At 73.2% G+C, this 15613-nt stretch carries 11 protein-coding genes and 1 tRNA gene; 4 read left to right on the top strand and 8 right to left on the bottom strand.

The window, feature by feature from the left end; all coding sequences use genetic code 11:
* Window positions 1–65: 65 nt before the first annotated feature.
* A complete protein-coding gene (locus JYK04_RS23720; protein WP_189743937.1) occupies window positions 66–1097 on the top strand; it encodes an aspartate-semialdehyde dehydrogenase in 1032 nt (343 codons plus the stop codon).
* Between the two features lie 75 nt (window positions 1098–1172).
* On the opposite strand, the gene JYK04_RS23715 is transcribed toward JYK04_RS23720, so the two are convergent.
* Window positions 1173–2078, bottom strand: a complete 906-nt coding sequence (locus JYK04_RS23715) for a LysR family transcriptional regulator (protein ID WP_189743935.1) — start codon at window positions 2076–2078, stop codon at window positions 1173–1175.
* 43 nt (window positions 2079–2121) lie between these two features.
* Window positions 2122–2286: a hypothetical protein gene (locus JYK04_RS23710; RefSeq protein ID WP_189743933.1), complete on the bottom strand. Its 165-nt coding sequence runs from the start codon at window positions 2284–2286 to the stop codon at window positions 2122–2124.
* A 172-nt stretch (window positions 2287–2458) separates the two neighbouring features.
* Here JYK04_RS23710 and JYK04_RS23705 point away from each other — a divergent pair, with 172 nt between their 5' ends.
* The gene (locus tag JYK04_RS23705) at window positions 2459–3466 is read left to right on the top strand and encodes a helix-turn-helix domain-containing protein (RefSeq protein ID WP_189743931.1); all 1008 of its coding nucleotides are present in this window, start codon (window positions 2459–2461) and stop codon (window positions 3464–3466) included.
* A gap of 18 nt (window positions 3467–3484) precedes the next feature.
* Here the strand turns inward: JYK04_RS23705 and JYK04_RS23700 are convergent, their stop codons facing one another.
* On the bottom strand, window positions 3485–3655 hold the full coding sequence (locus JYK04_RS23700; RefSeq protein ID WP_189743929.1) for an MbtH family protein: 171 nt from the start codon (window positions 3653–3655) through the stop codon (window positions 3485–3487).
* A gap of 230 nt (window positions 3656–3885) precedes the next feature.
* Here JYK04_RS23700 and JYK04_RS23695 point away from each other — a divergent pair, with 230 nt between their 5' ends.
* Both JYK04_RS23695 and JYK04_RS23690 read left to right on the top strand, forming a co-directional pair.
* Window positions 3886–5142: an MFS transporter gene (locus JYK04_RS23695; RefSeq protein WP_229876588.1), complete on the top strand. Its 1257-nt coding sequence runs from the start codon at window positions 3886–3888 to the stop codon at window positions 5140–5142.
* A 118-nt stretch (window positions 5143–5260) separates the two neighbouring features.
* Complete coding sequence (locus JYK04_RS23690) at window positions 5261–5839, top strand: TetR/AcrR family transcriptional regulator (protein ID WP_229876585.1); 579 nt, start codon at window positions 5261–5263, stop codon at window positions 5837–5839.
* Between the two features lie 102 nt (window positions 5840–5941).
* Here the strand turns inward: JYK04_RS23690 and JYK04_RS23685 are convergent.
* The 5 genes from JYK04_RS23685 to topA all read right to left on the bottom strand — a co-directional run bounded on the left by JYK04_RS23685 (window position 5942) and on the right by topA (window position 15609).
* A tRNA-Thr gene (locus tag JYK04_RS23685) sits at window positions 5942–6015 on the bottom strand.
* Between the two features lie 169 nt (window positions 6016–6184).
* Complete coding sequence (locus tag JYK04_RS23680; RefSeq protein WP_189743927.1) at window positions 6185–7753, bottom strand: alpha/beta hydrolase; 1569 nt, start codon at window positions 7751–7753, stop codon at window positions 6185–6187.
* A 184-nt stretch (window positions 7754–7937) separates the two neighbouring features.
* Window positions 7938–9149, bottom strand: a complete 1212-nt coding sequence (locus JYK04_RS23675) for a DNA polymerase III subunit delta' (RefSeq protein WP_189743925.1) — start codon at window positions 9147–9149, stop codon at window positions 7938–7940.
* A gap of 83 nt (window positions 9150–9232) precedes the next feature.
* Window positions 9233–12577, bottom strand: a complete 3345-nt coding sequence (gene tmk, locus JYK04_RS23670; RefSeq protein ID WP_189743923.1) for a dTMP kinase — start codon at window positions 12575–12577, stop codon at window positions 9233–9235.
* A 209-nt stretch (window positions 12578–12786) separates the two neighbouring features.
* Window positions 12787–15609, bottom strand: a complete 2823-nt coding sequence (topA, locus tag JYK04_RS23665; RefSeq protein WP_189743921.1) for a type I DNA topoisomerase — start codon at window positions 15607–15609, stop codon at window positions 12787–12789.
* Window positions 15610–15613 lie beyond the last annotated feature (4 nt).

Genomic DNA, 15613 nt, shown 5'->3' with positions numbered 1-15613 from the left:
GAACCGACGGCCCGCACGGCCGCCGGCCGTCCGTGTTCCCTGCCCACCGCGGATCCGAGAAGCCCATGCCCCAGGTCGACGACCCCGCCGCCCCCCGCATCGCCGTCGTCGGAGCGACCGGCGCGGTGGGCGGAACCCTGCTCGAACTCATCGAGGACCGCGCTCTGCCGTACCGGCGCCTGCACCTGGTGGCCTCCGCCCGCTCGGCCGGCCGTACGATCCGCGTCGACGGCCGCGACCAGCGCGTCACCGCGCTCGACCGGTTCGCGTTCGGCGCGGTCGACGCCGCCCTGTTCTGCGCCGGCGAGCAGGTCAGCAGGGAGTGGGTCCCGGTCGCCGTCGCCCAGGGCGCCCTGGCCATCGACAGCACCTCCGCCTTCCGGATGACTCCGGGCACCCCCCTGGTCGTCCCGCAGCTCAACGCGGCCGAGCTGGGCCGCCGTCCGGCGGGCGGAGTGATCGCGGTGCCCGGCGCCGCCGCGGTGCCCGTGGTCCGCGTGCTGCGGGACGTGGAGCGCCGCTGGGGGATCCGCCGGATCGTCGTCAGTACGTACCAGGGCGCCTCGGGCGCCGGCCACGGCGGTATCGAGGAGCTCCAGGACGGCTCGCGCACGGTCCTGCAGGACCCGCAGGCCACCGTGCCCTCGGCGCAGTTCTCGCCCCCGCTGGCCTTCAACGTGCTGCCCGGCATCGGCGACGTCCTGGAGGACGGCTCGACCCTCCAGGAGCGGGAGGTGGCCGACGAGGTCCGTAAGGTCCTGGGGCTGCCCGGCATCGAGGTCACGGCGACCTGCGTCCGGGTCCCGATGGTCAGCGGGCACGGCGCGGCGGTGTGGGTGCAGTGCCGCTCGGCGGTGGACCGCGCCGAACTGGTGGCACTGCTGCGGGCGTTGCCCGAGGTCGTGGTCCACGACCCCGGCGGCCCGACCCCGGCGGCGCTGGGCGATCCGGACCAGCTCCACGTGGGGCGCATCCGGGTCTCGGCCACCGCCCCCGAGGGCTTCTGGCTGTGGCTGGCCACCGACAACCTCCGGGTGGGCGGCGCGCTGGACGCCGTACGGATAGTGGAGGAGCTGCTGGCCCGGGGCACCCTGTGAGCGCGGCCCCGCCGGCCCGCGCGAGGCGGTACGGGCGGAGCCGCGGGTGCTGACGAAGCCGTAGGACGGCGGCCTTCAGCAGGCCACCAGCTGCCGGTCCTGCTCGGCGAAGCGGACCATCCAGTCGATGAACACGCGCATCTCACGCGTGAGGTGGCGCCCGTAGCGCCACGCGATCTGGGTGTAGACCTCGAACGGAGCCTTCCAGTCCAGCACGGTCAGGGACCGCGCCTCGATCTCGGCGGCCACCGCCATCGCGGGCAGCACACTGACGCCGAGACCGGCCGAGACCCCGCGCTTGATCGACTCGATGTTTCCGAACTGCAGGAGCGGCACGGGCTGCTCGGCGCCGCCGTTGAGCTCCGCCTCGAACATCGCCCCGTACGAGCAGCCCGCCTCCGGCGCCAGGATCGGCACCGCGCGCAGATCGCCGGTGGTGACGTTGCGGGCACCGGCCAGGACATGGTCCGGGGCGGCGACCGCGACCAGCGGCTCGGAGCCGAGGATCTCGGTCCTGACCCCGGGGTGGTCGGTCTCGGCCTCCATGAGGAAGCCCAGGTCGAAGGTGCCCTGCCGGAGCGCCTCGCAGGTGTCCCGGCACATGCTGGGCCGCAGCGCGAGCTGGAGCTGCGGGTAGCGGTGGTGGAAGTACTCCAGGACCGGGGGCATCCGGTAGGACGTGAAGCTCTCCATCGTGCCGATCGTGAGCACCCCCGAGGGCTCGCCCAGGCCGGTGGTCCGGTCCCGGGCCTCGTCGACCAGGGACAGGATCTGCTCGGCGTACGGAACGAGCCGTTCCCCGGCCGGAGTCAGCCTGATCCGCCCCCGCAGGCGCTCGAAGAGCTCCACCCCCAGCGCCACCTCCAGGCCTTTGACCTGGGCGGTGACGCTGGACTGCGCGTACTTCAGGTCGGCTGCGGCGCGGGTGAAGCTGAGCAGGGTCGCGACCCGGTGAAAGGTGGTGAGCTGCTTCAGATCCATACGCTGTCCCGGCGCCGCGCCGTCCCCGTGCTGGTGGCGTCGGTCACTGCCAGCCCATGTCCGTCTTCTGGGCATCGGCCTGGGTGGTGGGCGCGGCGGCGCCCTGCGGTACTTCGGTGGTGGCGGCCTGTGCGGTGGCGGGCGCCATCAGAACGGCGGCGCCGAGGACGGCGATCGCCACGGCCTTGCCCATACGAGTGCTCAGCATGAAATACATCCCCCTGTGACATGCGTGTTTCTTGCGGCTCCAGCATCACCACGCGTCACAGAGTCGGGAAAGGGGTTTTCGGTGGCCAGATTGGGCCCTGACCCAATCTGGCCAGCACGGGCCGAACGGGCCCCGCCAGAGATAATGGCCTCTGCTGACGGATGGGGGGCCGATGCTCGACGTACTGGGACTGGACAGACTGACCGAAGCCGTTTACCGGGCGATGCTGAGCCACCCGCGGGACGACGCCAAGACCCTGGCCGGGCTGCTCGGGATCTCCGAAGAGGCCGTGCACGAGGCATGGGAGCGGCTGTCCGGCCTCTCGCTCGTGCAGTACCCCGCCGACGGACCGGCCGGCGCGTCGCCGGCGCCCCGCGCGGTCAGCCCGGAGGTCGGCCTGGAGTACCTGCTCACCCGCCGTCAGGCCGAGCTGGCCGTGGAGAACCAGCGCATCGCGGGCGCCCGGGCCGCGGCCCAGCAGCTGATCTCCGAGTACGAGGACCTGCGCCCGGTCGGGGCACCGGTCAGCGTCGAGCACCTCGCCGACGTCGACGAGGTCAGGACCCGCCTCGCGGTGCTCACCGAGAACGTCCGCACCGAGGTGATGGTGTTCGCCCCCGGCGGGGCGCAGACGGAGGCGAACATGGCGGCCTCCCGCCCGCTCAACGAGCGGCTGCTCGGCCGGGGCGTCACCATGCGGACGATCTACCTGGACAGCGTGCGCAACAACCCGGCCAGCGAGGCGCACGCCAAGTGGCTGACCGAACTGGGCGGCCAGGTCCGCACGATCGCCGTGCTGCCGCTGCGGATGACCATCGTGGACCGGACGACCGCCGTGCTGCCCGTGAACAGCGAGGACAGTGGTGAGGGCGCGGTCGCCCTCACCGGCCAGGGCACGCTCACCGCCCTGTGCACGCTCTTCGAGACGGTGTGGGAGAACGCCCGGCCGCTGGGCCAGGCCCCGCGCCGCGACGAGTCCGAGCTGGACCACCAGGAGGCGGCCAGCCTGCGCCTGCTCGCCGAGGGCCACACCGACGAGGGGATCGCCAAGCGCCTCGGCGTCTCCCACCGCACGGCCCGCCGCATCGCCACGGTCCTGATGGAACGCCTGGGCGCCCGCAGCCGCTTCGAGGCCGGCGTCCGAGCGGTCCAGCGCGGCTGGCTCCCCCCGGACGCGTGACCCGGAACCGGTGAAGAGCTAACGCACGCTCAGCGGGCGCTGGTCCGTCCACACCTCGTCGATGTGCGCGAGGCACTCCTCCTTGGTCCCGGCCACACCCGTGTCCCGCCAGCCCAGGGGCACTTCGCGCCCCTCGGCCCAGATCGAGTACTGCTCTTCGCCGTTGACGACAACGGTGAACCGCCCCACGCCGCACCTCCACGTACGCGCCGGCCCGACAGCCCGGCGACCTCATCTGCGGGCCCCAGCCTCATCGGGACGCACCGCCACCACAACACCCACCCCATACCGGCTCCCGAACCGCGCAATCGCCGCAGCCGATCGACGACGGCGTGGGCGCCATTGAGTAGACGCAACGTCTAGTCTAATGTCACCGTCAGACGCAACGCACCGTCCAGTCTCATGCCGGAGGTCATCCCGTGCCGAACCGAACCGACCGCGCCGACTCCCCGCCGGACACCGACTCCCCGCCGGGATCGGCGACTTCGCCCGAGCCCCGCCGGGGGCTCGCGGCCGCCGTCGTGGCCTTCGCCTTCTGGATCACCATGGCGGGGACCACGGCACCGACCCCGCTCTACCCGGTGTACGGCAAGGAGTTCGGCTTCTCCCCGATCACCGTCACCGTGATCTTCGCCGTCTACGCCCTCGGGGTCGTCGTCGGACTCCTCGCCTTCGGGCGCCTGTCGGACCAGATCGGGCGACGCCCCGTACTGGTCGCGGCGACGCTGCTCTCCGTCTGCGCCGCCCTGGTGTTCCTGGCCGCCGACGACGTGGCCGTCCTGCTCGTCGCCCGCGTGATCTCCGGCTTCTCCGCCGCGCTCGTCACCGGCGCCGCCACCGCCTCGCTCACGGAGCTCATCCCGCAGGGCCGCAGGGTCCGGCCCGCGACGGTCGCGCTGTTCGCCAACATGGGCGGCCTCGCCTGCGGCACCCTGCTCGCCGGGATCCTCGCCGATACCGCGCCCTCGCCGCTGCGCACCCCGTGGCTCGTGATGCTCGCGCTGGCGGCGATCGGGCTCGTCGGGGCGGCCTCGTCCCGGGAGACGGCCGCGCACCGCTCCGGATTCAGCTTCCGGTTCCAGCCGCTGCACATCCCGTCGGAGATCCGCCCGGACTTCCTGCGTTCCGCGATGGCCGCCGGGGCGGGCTTCGCGGTGCTCGGCGTACTCACCGCCGTCACCGGCCTGTTCCTCGGCACGGTCCTCCACGCGAGGAGCCACTCGCTCACCGGACTCGTCGTCTTCACCGCCTTCGCCTGCACCGCGCTGGGTCAGCTGCTGGTCCGCCGGATCAAGCCGGGCGCCGCGCTCTCGGTGGCCTGCCTGGGGCTGATCCTCGCCGCGGGGCTGATCGCGCTCGCCATGGCGCTCACCTCCCTGGTCCCGCTGCTCATCGGCGCCGCGGTGAACGGCCTGGCCACCGGCATCGCCCTCGGCCACGGCATCGGCGGCATCACCACCCGCAGCGCCCCGCAGCACCGCGGCGCATCGGTGTCGACGTTCTTCGCGATCCTCTACTCCATGCTCGCCGTCCCCGCGATCGGCGTCGGCGTACTGATCCGCGCCACGAGCCTGCGGCCGGCCGGGGAGATCTTCAGCGCCCTGGTCGCCCTGCTCGCGCTCACCGTGCTGCTGAGCCTCGCCCGCAGCCGCAAGGGACCGGAAGCACCTGCCTGACGGGCCGGTCACGGCACCGGTCCGGTGTGCCAGAATCGCGGCATTCGCACGGAACAAGAGGTGAACGACCATCAGCGCCGCACGGAAGACCGAAGGCCGCCGCGCCCCCTCCCCCGTCGTGAGCCGCACGGGTCCGCGGCGCAGCGAGAGCATCCGCGTCGCGGTGCTGAACGCCGCCGACGACCTGCTCGTGGAACAGGGTTTCGCCGCGACCACGATCGAGGGCATCGCCGCCCGGGCGGGCGTCGCCAAGCAGACGATCTACCGGTGGTGGAAGTCGAAGGTCGAGATCCTGCTCGACGCCCTGGCGGACGACGCCCTCGAAGGCCTGGCCTGGGCCGAGCCGTCGGGAACCGCCGCCGAGGACCTCACCGCACACCTGCACCGCATCGCCGGCTTCTTCCAGGAGCCGGCGGGTCAGGTGCTCCAGGCGCTCCTCGGCCACGCCCAACTGGACCAGGGCGCCGCCGCCGCCCTGCGCGAGGGCTTTCTGCTCAGGCAGCGCGAGCGCGACCTGGCGGGCCTCGGCGCGATCATCGAACGCCACACCGGCAGGACCCCGGACGAGGAGAACCTCGCCCGGCTCACCGATCTCCTGCTCGGCCCGATCTACTACCGCGTACTCGTCTTCGGCGAACCGGCCGACAAGGACCTCCTCGAGGCCACCGCCCACCTCACCCTGAAACTCGCGATCTGATCCCCCGCTCCCGGGCCCCGCGCGGCAGCACCGCAACGGGCCCGGGCCGGGGAAAAAGCAAAACCCCCAGGTCACGGCGAGTGAGTCCTGGGGGTTCTACAGAGCCGCCTTCGGGATTCGAACCCGAGACCTACGCATTACGAGTGCGTTGCTCTGGCCAACTGAGCTAAGGCGGCACCGCTGGTCAGACAAGTGTTCCCTCGAAGAGGGGCGCTCATCAGCAGCGGCGCCAAGTCTACAGGGTGTGGACGGGTGCCCTGAACCAGGTTTCGCGGGGGCGGGGCGGGGGCCGTGGCGGGCTGTCTTTCCGCTCGCCGGAAGCACGCTATGACCGGGGCGGCGGGCTCAGCACTTCTTGCCGTCCTGCGGGGCCTTGCCCTCCAGGAGGTAGCGGTTGATCGCCGTGTCGATGCAGGCGCTGCCGCGCCCGTACGCCGTGTGGCCGTCGCCGTCGTAGGTGAGGAGCGTGCCCGATGCGAGCTGGCCGGCCAGCGCCTTGGCCCACTTGTACGGGGTCGCCGGGTCGCGCGTGGTGCCCACCACCACGATGGGCGCGGCGCCCTTCGCGGTCAGCTCCCTCGCCTTGCCCGTGGCCTTCACGGGCCAGTACGTGCAGTTCAGCGCGGCCCAGGCCAGGCCCGCGCCGAAGACCGGGGAGGCCTTCTCGAAGGACGGCAGGGCGGTGTCGACGGCCTCGGGGCCGCTGAAGGCCGGGGGCTGGTCGAGGCAGTTGACGGCGGCGTTCGCGAACATCAGGTTGGCGTACTTGCCGTCCGCCTCGCGCTCGTAATAGCTGTCGGCCAGGCTCAGCAGGCTCGATCCGTCGCCGTTCATCGCCGAGCTGAGCGCCTCGCGCAGCTGCGGCCAGGCGCTCTCGTCGTACAGCGCCGCGATCACCCCGGTCGTCGCCAGGGCCTCGCCCAGCGGGCGGTTCGGGTCGCCGCTCGCCACGGGCTGGGCGTCGACCTTGCGGAAGAACTCCTTCAGGCGCGCCTCCACCGCGTCCGGACCGCCCTTTCCGAGCGGGCAGTCCGGCTGCTTCGCGCAGTCCTTGGCGAAGGCGGTGAAGGCCGTGTTGAAACCCTCCGTCTGGTCCCGGTTCAGTTCGAGCGCGGGCCGGGTCGGGTCCATCGCCCCGTCCAGGACCAGCCGGCCGACCCGGTCCGGGAAGAGGTCCGCGTACGTGGCACCCAGGAAGGTGCCGTACGAGGCCCCGACGTAGTTCAGCTTGTCGTCCCCGAGCAGCGCGCGCAGCAGGTCCATGTCCCGGGCCGCGTCGACGGTGGAGACGTGCGGCAGGACCCGTCCGGAATTCTTCTGGCAGGCGGCCGCGAACTCCTTGAAGGCCTCAACCAGCTCGGCCCGCTCGGCCGGATCGTCCGGCGTCTGGTCCACCTGCGTGTACTTGTCCATGGCCGGGCCGCTCAGGCACTCGACGGGGCTGCTGCGTTCCACCCCGCGCGGGTCGAAGGACACCATGTCGTACTGGGCCCGGACGGCCGCGGGATAGCCGATGCCCGCGTACGCCTGGAGGTAGCCGATGCCGGAGCCGCCCGGGCCGCCCGGGTTGACCACCAGCGAGCCGAGGCGCTTGCCGGGACCGGTGGCCGTGCGGCGCGACACCGCGATGTCGACGTCCTGCCCGGAGCCGGGATTCGCGTAGTCCAGCGGGGCCTTCATGGTGGAGCACTGGAATCCGGGGACACCGCAGTCGCGCCAGGTCAGCTTCTGCTCGTAGTACGGGCGCAGCGCGGCCGCGTCGGGGGACGGCTGCGCCGGGGCCGTGGCGGACTCCGCTGGGGAGGACGCGGCGGCCCGGGGTTGCCCCGGCCCGCCCGAGGTGCACCCGGAGAGCAGCAGCCCGGCGGCTGCGATCACGGTTCCGGTGGTACGCAGCAGGCGACTGGTGTCCATCCCCGGAGCGTACGTCGTACCGCAGGAGGTGAGCAGGCGGTCCGGGACCGGACGGCCCGCTCGCCTTGCGTGGCCCCTGCCGGGCCCGCACGGACCGGCCCCTGCGCCGCCCCGGCGACCGGTTCGCCCGTACGGGTGATCCGGTCAACCGGGCATGGACCGCCGCCCGGCGGCCCGGACGCGGTCAGCCCGCGCGCAGGGCCATCGTCATCGCCTCGACGGCGAGGAGCGGGGCGACGTTGCGGTCGAGGGAGTCCCGGCAGGCGATGATCGCCTCGATCCGGCGCAGGGTCCGCTCGGGGCCCGAGGCACGGGCGATCCGGTCCAGGTCGGGCCGTACCTCCTCGTTGGCGATGGCCACGGACGAGCCGAGCTGCAGGGCCAGGACGTCCCGGTAGAAGCTGGTGAGGTCGGTCAGCGCCAGTTCGAGGGTGTCGCGCTGGGTACGGGTGCGACGGCGCTTCTGCCGGTCCTCCAGCTCCTTCATCACGCCCGCCGTACCGCGCGGCATCCGGCTGCCGGCGCCCGTCCCGGCGCCGAGCGCGGTCCTCAGCTCCTCGGTCTCCTTGGTGTCGACCTCCTCCGCGACCTGCTTGGCGTCCTCGGCGGCGGCGTCCACCAGCTCTTGGGCGGCCTTGAGGCAGGCGCCGACGTCGTCCACCCGGAGCGGGAGCTTCAGGACCGTCGCCCGGCGCTCCCGGGCCACCTCGTCGGTGGCCAGCCGGCGGGCGCGGTCGACGTGCCCCTGGGTGGCCCGGGCGGCGGCCAGGGCCACCGCCGGCTCGATGCCGTCGCGCCGCACCAGCATGTCGGCGACGGCCGCGACCGAGGGGGTGCTGAGGTTGAGGTGGCGGCAGCGGGAGCGGATGGTCGGCAGCACGTCCTCCACGGAGGGCGAGCACAGCAGCCAGACCGTGCGGGGCGCGGGCTCCTCCACGGCCTTGAGGACCGCGTTGGCGGACTTCTCGTTCAGCCGCTCTGCGTCCTCGACCAGGATGACCTGCCAGCGGCCGGTGGCCGGGGACGTGTAGGACTTGCGGACGGTGTCCCGCATGTCGTCGACGAGGATCTGGCTGCCGACCGCGACGACGGTGGAGACGTCCGCGTGCGTGCCGACCATCGTGGTGTGGCAGCCGTCGCAGAACCCGCAGCCGGGCTCACCGCCGAGGGCGCGGTCGGGGCTGGTGCACTGCAGGGCGGCGGCGAAGGCCCGGGCGGCGACGGTCCGCCCGGATCCGGGCGGACCGGTGAACAGCCACGCGTGGGTCATCTTGGACGCCGCGGGCGGCTCGGTCCCGGTCGTGTTGGCCGTGACCAGTGCGTCGGCGTCGCGGGCGGCGGCGGCCAGCTGTGTCCGGACCCGCTCCTGTCCCACCAGGTCGTCCCATACGGGCATCCCGCCCACCGCCTTTCACTCTCCGTGCACCCATTGTGGCGGGCGCCACCGACAATCCCGTCCCGATCCCGTCCCCGCCGAGGTCAGCGGTGGCGGCGCGGTCCCCGCCCGCCCTCGTCGCCCTCGTCGCCGTCCTCGTCGTCCCGGCGGCGGCCCAGCAGTTCGTCCGCCAGCGTCGGCAGGTCGTCCAGCGGGGTCTCCTCGGCCCAGTCCGGGCGCGGCCGGCGCGGCCGCCCCTCGCCGTCGACGACGGGGAGCTCCCGCGTCCGGTCGTTGCCGGAGTCCCGGAAGATGCCCGACGGCACCCGGTCGGCCGGGTCCTCCTCGGGGCGCTGGGCCGTCGGCCGCGTGGCGGACCGGGCCCGCCCGGCACCGCCGTCCTGCGGGGGCTGCGGCGCCTGCGTCGCGGCCGGACGTACGGGCGGCAGCACCGCCGTCTCGTCGACCGGACGGACCGGAGGCAGCACCGCGGTCTCGTCGACCGGACGGACCGGAGGCAGCACCGCGGTCTCGTCGACCGGACGGACCGGAGGCAGCACCGCGGTCTCGTCGGCGGAGGCCGGGTCGATCTTCGGCACCGGGACGGTCTGGGTGACGTCGTCCGGCTGGACGACCCGCTTGACCGGCTTGGCCTGCGGAGCCACCGGAGTCGCCGGGACCACCGGGGTCTCCACCGTCACCGCGTCGTCCGGGTACGACTCCGGCTCCGGCTCCGGCTCCGGCTTCTTGGTCATGGCGACCTTCGGCACAGGGGCAGGCGCAGGAGCGGGGGCAGGCGCAGGGGCAGGAGCCGCCGGCGCGACCGCAGCAGCCTCCGCGGCCGCCACGGCAGCGGCAGCCGCCGCCTTCGCCGCCGCCTCGGCCGCCACCATCCGGCGCGCCTCCTCGGCCTTCAGCAGGGCCTCCTCGGCCCGCCGCTGCTTCTCCAGCCGCCGCTCCTCGGCCTCGGCCCGCAGCCGTGCCTCCTCCTCGGCCTGCCGGCGCAGCCGCTCGGCCTCCGCCGCGCGCGCCTTCTCCTCGGCCTCCAGGCGCAGCCGCTCGGCCTCGGCCCGGGCCCGGGCCTCCTCCTCGGCCCGCAGACGCTCTTCCTCCGCCTTGCGGGCGGCCTCCGCCTCCGCCTTGATCCGCGCTTCCTCGGCCTCGCGGGCCAGCCGGGCCTCCTCCTCGGCCCGCAGACGCGCTTCCTCCGCCTTGCGGGCAGCCTCTTCCTCGGCCTTGCGCCGGGCCTCCTCCTCGGCGAGGCGCCGGGCCTCCGCCTGGGCGGCCACCTCGGCCTCCGAGAGCGGAAGCATCCGGTCCAGGCGGTGCCGTACGACCGTGGTCACCGACCCCGGGTCCTGGCCCGCGTCGACCACGAGGTAGCGGCCGGGGTCGGACGCGGCGAGGGTCAGGAACCCGGACCGCACCCGCTGGTGGAACTCCGCCGGCTCCGACTCCAGCCGGTCCGGTGCCTCCGTGAACCGCTCGCGCGCCGCCTCCGGCGATACGTCGAGCAGCACGGTCAGGTTCGGCACGAGCCCGTCGGTGGCCCAGCGCGAGATCCTCGCGATCTCCGTCGGGGAGAGGTCACGGCCGGCGCCCTGGTAGGCCACCGAGGAGTCGATGTAGCGGTCCGAGATGACGACCGCGCCGCGCTCCAGGGCCGGACGCACCACCGTGTCCACGTGTTCCGCCCGGTCGGCGGCGTACAGCAGTGCCTCGGCGCGGTTCGACAGACCGGCCGAGGAGATGTCGAGCAGGATCGAGCGGAGCCGCTTGCCGACGGGGGTCGCGCCGGGCTCCCGGGTCACCACGACCTCGTGGCCCTTGCCCCGTATCCAGTCGGCCAGCGCCTGGACCTGGGTGGACTTGCCGGCTCCGTCGCCGCCCTCCAGGGCGATGAAGAACCCGGTGGCGGACGCGGCCTGTACCGGCTCCCCGCCGCGCAGCGCCTCGCGCAGGTCCCGACGCAGGGGTACGCCCCGGCGGTCGTCGGCCTTCGTGAGCACCACCACGGAGACCGGCAGCAGCAGGGCGCCGACCAGCATCAGGGTGAAGGCGGCGCCGCCGTGTGCGAAGACGACCTCGGCGCCGGTCAGCCGGTGCGGGCCGATCGCCGCGGCCAGGACGGGCGCGGCGACGGCGCCGAGCGCCAGGGCCACCCGTACGGCGGCCTGGAGGTGCTCGGTGATCCGGGCCCGCCGGAACTCCTCGGTCTCCTGGTCCAGCAGGGTGTGGCCGGTGTTGGCCGCGACGCCCGCGGCGGTGCCGGCGAGCAGCGAGAGGAACAGCACGGTCGCCATGTCCGAGACGAGCCCGGTCAGCAGCAGCGCCAGTCCGGTGACCGCTATGGCGAGGGCCAGCAGCCGGCGGCGGGACAGGGCGGGCAGCACCTTGCCGGCCTGTGTGGCGCGGATGCCCGCGGCAGTGCCGCCGACCAGCGCGAGGACGAACAGCGCGAAGGCGGCCGGGCCGCCGCCCAGGTCGAAGGCGTGCAGTACGGACACGGACACGGCGCAGGACACCGCTCCGGCGACCGCGGCGCAGCTCAGGACGAGAAGCGGGATGGCGCCCGTACGGCCCTTGTCGGGCCGGTCGCCCGCCTTGGGGGTACGCAGGCCCTCCAGCGGCGAACGCGGACGCGGGGTCGCCCCGCCCGGCAGCACCAGCGGCAGCAGCAGCGAGACCGAGGCGGCGAAGAGGCCGGAGGCCACGTACGAGCCGAGGGCGGCCTGGTTCGCGGCGAACCAGTCGATGCCGAGGCCGAGCGCCTTGCCGACCAGTGTCGCGGCGAGCAGGGCGGCCGCGGCGATCGGGAGCGCCGCGAAGGACGTACGCAGGGTCAGCCGGCGCAGCGCGTCCAGGTGGTCCGGGAGCGGCCGCACGGTCGCCCCCTCCGGCGGCGGCGCGGGCAGGAGGGCGGGCGCCGCGCTCTCCTTGGCCAGGGTCCACAGCCGCTCGGCGGCGCCGGAGACGAAGACGGTGGCCAGCAGCGCGGTCAGCGCGTGGGCCGGGATCCAGTCGAGCCACAGCGGGGCGACGACGAAGAGCCCGAGGCGGACCCCGTCGGCCCCGATCATGGTCCAGCGGCGGTCCAGCTTGCCCCCGGCGCCCAGCAGCCCGGCCAGCGGCCCGAGGAGGACCGCGCCGAAGAGCAGGGTGGCGAGGATCCGGACCCCGAAGACGGCGGCGACGGCGAGGGCCGCGCCGCGGTACCCGCCGCCGAAGCCCCCTTCCGAGGCCGCTGCCTGGAGGGCCAGCAGCACCAGCACCAGCAGGGCCAGGGCATCACCGATGCCGCTCACCAACTGGGCGCTCCACAGCCGGCGCAGCCTGGGAGTGCGCAGCAGTGCGCGCACCGCACGCTCGCGGGAATCCGCGGCTAGGGCTTCGTCGTAGGTGGGGTTCGCCGGGGCGGTCACGACCGCCGGCTGCTCGGCTCGCGTCATCCGCCCAGCCTATCCGCTGCACTATGCGGGTGCGGAAGCCTGTGGACAGGGTCGGGTGTGACCCCGCACCCACCGTCCGGGGCGTGCGCCCCGGGCCCGGACCCCGGGGAGCGCCCAGGGTCCGGGTGCGGCGCCGTTGCGGGGGCGCCGCGCCCGAGCCCCCGCGCCTCGAACGCCGGCGGGGCCGGCGGGGCGGGCGGGGCGGGCGACTACTCGTCCGCAGGGGCCGCAGGGGCCGCGGCGGCCTTCTTGGCCACCGTCTTCTTCGCCACGGTCTTCTTGGCGGTCGTCTTCTTGGCCGCCGTCGTCTTCTTCGCGGCGGCGGCCTTCGTCGCCGTCGCCTTCTTCGCCGGGGCCTTCTTGGCGGGGGCCTTCTTCGCCGCCTTCTTGGCCGGGCCCTTCGCCCGCTTCTCCGCGAGCAGCTCGTAGCCCCGCTCCGGCGTGATCGTCTCGACGTCGTCGTCCCGCCGCAGCGTCGCGTTCGTCTCGCCGTCCGTCACGTACGGCCCGAAGCGGCCGTCCTTGACCACGACCGGCTTCTCGCTGACCGGGTCGGTGCCCAGCTCCTTCAGCGGCGGCTTGGCCGCGGCCCGGCCCCGCTGCTTCGGCTGCGCGTAGATCGCGAGCGCCTCGTCCAGCGTGATCGAGAAGAGCTGGTCCTCGGTCTCCAGGGACCGCGAGTCCGTGCCCTTCTTCAGGTACGGGCCGTAGCGGCCGTTCTGGGCCGTGATCTCCACGCCCTCCGCGTCCGCGCCGACCACGCGCGGCAGCGACATCAGCTTGAGCGCCTCGTCGAGGGTGACCGTGTCCAGGCTCATGGACTTGAAGAGGGAGGCCGTCCGCGGCTTGACCGCGTTCTTGCCCGTCTTCGGGGTGCCCTCGGGGAGGATCTCCGTCACGTACGGCCCGTAGCGGCCGTCCTTGGCGACGATCTCGTTCCCGCTGACCGGGTCCTTGCCGAGCTCGAACTCGCCGCTCGGCTTGGCGAACAGCTCCTCCGCGTACTCGACCGTGAGCTCGTCCGGAGCCATGTCGTCCGGGACGTCGGCGCGCTGGTGGCCCTCCGCGTCCTTCTCTCCGCGCTCGATGTACGGCCCGTAGCGGCCGACCCGCAGCACGATGCCCTCGCCGACCGGGAAGGAGGAGATCTCCCGGGCGTCGATCGCGCCGAGGTCCGTGACCAGCTCCTTCAGACCGCCGAGGTGGTCCCCGTCGGCCGGCACGACCTCGGTCGCGTCCTCCGAGCCGAAGTAGAAGCGCTTCAGCCACGGCACGGACTGGGCCTCGCCCCGCGCGATGCGGTCGAGGTCGTCCTCCATCTTCGCGGTGAAGTCGTAGTCGACGAGCCGGCCGAAGTGCGTCTCCAGCAGGTTCACCACGGCGAACGACAGGAAGGACGGCACGAGCGCCGTGCCCTTCTTGAAGACGTAGCCGCGGTCGAGGATGGTGCCGATGATCGACGCGTACGTCGACGGGCGGCCGATCTCGCGCTCTTCGAGCTCCTTGACCAGCGAGGCCTCGGTGTAGCGGGCCGGCGGCTTGGTCGAGTGCCCGTCCGCCGTGATCTCCTCGGCGGCCAGCGCGTCGCCCTCCGCGACCTGCGGCAGGCGCTTCTCGCGGTCGTCGAGCTCGGCGTTCGGGTCGTCCGCGCCCTCGACGTAGGCCTTCATGAAGCCGTGGAAGGTGATCGTCTTGCCGGAGGCGGTGAACTCGGCGTCGCGTCCGTCCGAGGCACGGCCGCCGATCTTCACGGTGACGCTGTTGCCGACCGCGTCCTTCATCTGGGAGGCGACGGTCCGCTTCCAGATCAGCTCGTACAGGCGGAACTGGTCGCCGGTCAGACCCGTCTCGGCCGGGGTGCGGAAACGATCACCCGAGGGACGGATCGCCTCGTGCGCCTCCTGCGCGTTCTTGACCTTGCCGGCGTACACGCGCGGCTTCTCCGGCAGGTAGTCGGCCCCGTAGAGCTGGGTGACCTGCGCCCGCGCCGCCGACACCGCAGTGTCGGACAGCGTGGTGGAGTCGGTACGCATGTAGGTGATGAAGCCGTTCTCGTACAGCTTCTGCGCCACCTGCATCGTCGCCTTCGCACCGAAGCCCAGCTTGCGCGAGGCCTCCTGCTGGAGCGTCGTCGTGCGGAAGGGGGCGTACGGGGAGCGGCGGTACGGCTTGGACTCGACCGACCGGACGGCGAACGAGGTGTCCGCCAGCGCGGCGGCCAGCGCCCGGGCATTCGCCTCGTCGAGGTGCAGCACCTCGCTCTTGAGCTGCCCGTTCGAGCCGAAGTCACGGCCCTGCGCGACGCGCTTGCCGTCCACCGTGTTCAGGCGGGCGACCAGCGTCGAGGGGTCGGAGGCGTCACCGGCCCGGCCGGTGGAGAAGGTTCCGGTCAGGTCCCAGTACTCGGCGGAGCGGAAGGCGATGCGCTCGCGCTCCCGCTCGACGACGAGGCGGGTGGCCACCGACTGGACGCGGCCCGCCGACAGCTTCGGCATGACCTTCTTCCACAGGACCGGCGAGACCTCGTAGCCGTAGAGGCGGTCGAGGATGCGGCGGGTCTCCTGGGCGTCGACCATGCGCTGGTTCAGCTCGCGCGGGTTGGCGACGGCATCGCGGATCGCGTCCTTGGTGATCTCGTGGAAGACCATCCGGTGGACGGGGACCTTGGGCTTGAGGACTTCCTGCAGGTGCCACGCGATGGCTTCGCCCTCGCGGTCCTCATCGGTGGCGAGGAAGAGTTCGTCGGACTCGGCCAGCAGCTCCTTGAGCTTCCTGACCTGGGCCTTCTTGTCGGCGTTGACGACGTAGATCGGCTGGAAGTCGTGCTCGACGTCCACGCCGAGGCGGCGGACCTCACCGGTGTACTTGTCGGGAACCTCGGCCGCGCCGTTCGGGAGGTCGCGGATGTGCCCGACGCTCGCCTCGACGACGTATCCCGGGCCGAGGTAGCCCTTGATCGTCTTCGCCTTGGCAGGGGACTCGACGATGACGAGTCGGCGGCCGCCCTTTGCGGTCTCGCTAGTCGGGGACAACTTG

The organism is Streptomyces nojiriensis, assembly GCF_017639205.1.
GTDB classification, from domain to species: Bacteria; Actinomycetota; Actinomycetes; order Streptomycetales; family Streptomycetaceae; genus Streptomyces; species Streptomyces nojiriensis.
Note: the sequence above shows the minus strand (reverse complement) of the source record. Positions and strands in the feature narration are given on the sequence as shown.

Coding starts and splice junctions, on each gene's coding strand:
- JYK04_RS23720 (WP_189743937.1), top strand. CDS start 66: ATGCCCCAGGTCGACGACCCCGCCGCCCCCCGCATCGCCGTCGTCGGA.
- JYK04_RS23715 (WP_189743935.1), bottom strand. CDS start 2,078: ATGGATCTGAAGCAGCTCACCACCTTTCACCGGGTCGCGACCCTGCTC.
- JYK04_RS23710 (WP_189743933.1), bottom strand. CDS start 2,286: ATGCTGAGCACTCGTATGGGCAAGGCCGTGGCGATCGCCGTCCTCGGC.
- JYK04_RS23705 (WP_189743931.1), top strand. CDS start 2,459: ATGCTCGACGTACTGGGACTGGACAGACTGACCGAAGCCGTTTACCGG.
- JYK04_RS23680 (WP_189743927.1), bottom strand. CDS start 7,753: ATGGACACCAGTCGCCTGCTGCGTACCACCGGAACCGTGATCGCAGCC.
- JYK04_RS23675 (WP_189743925.1), bottom strand. CDS start 9,149: ATGCCCGTATGGGACGACCTGGTGGGACAGGAGCGGGTCCGGACACAG.
- tmk (WP_189743923.1), bottom strand. CDS start 12,577: ATGACGCGAGCCGAGCAGCCGGCGGTCGTGACCGCCCCGGCGAACCCC.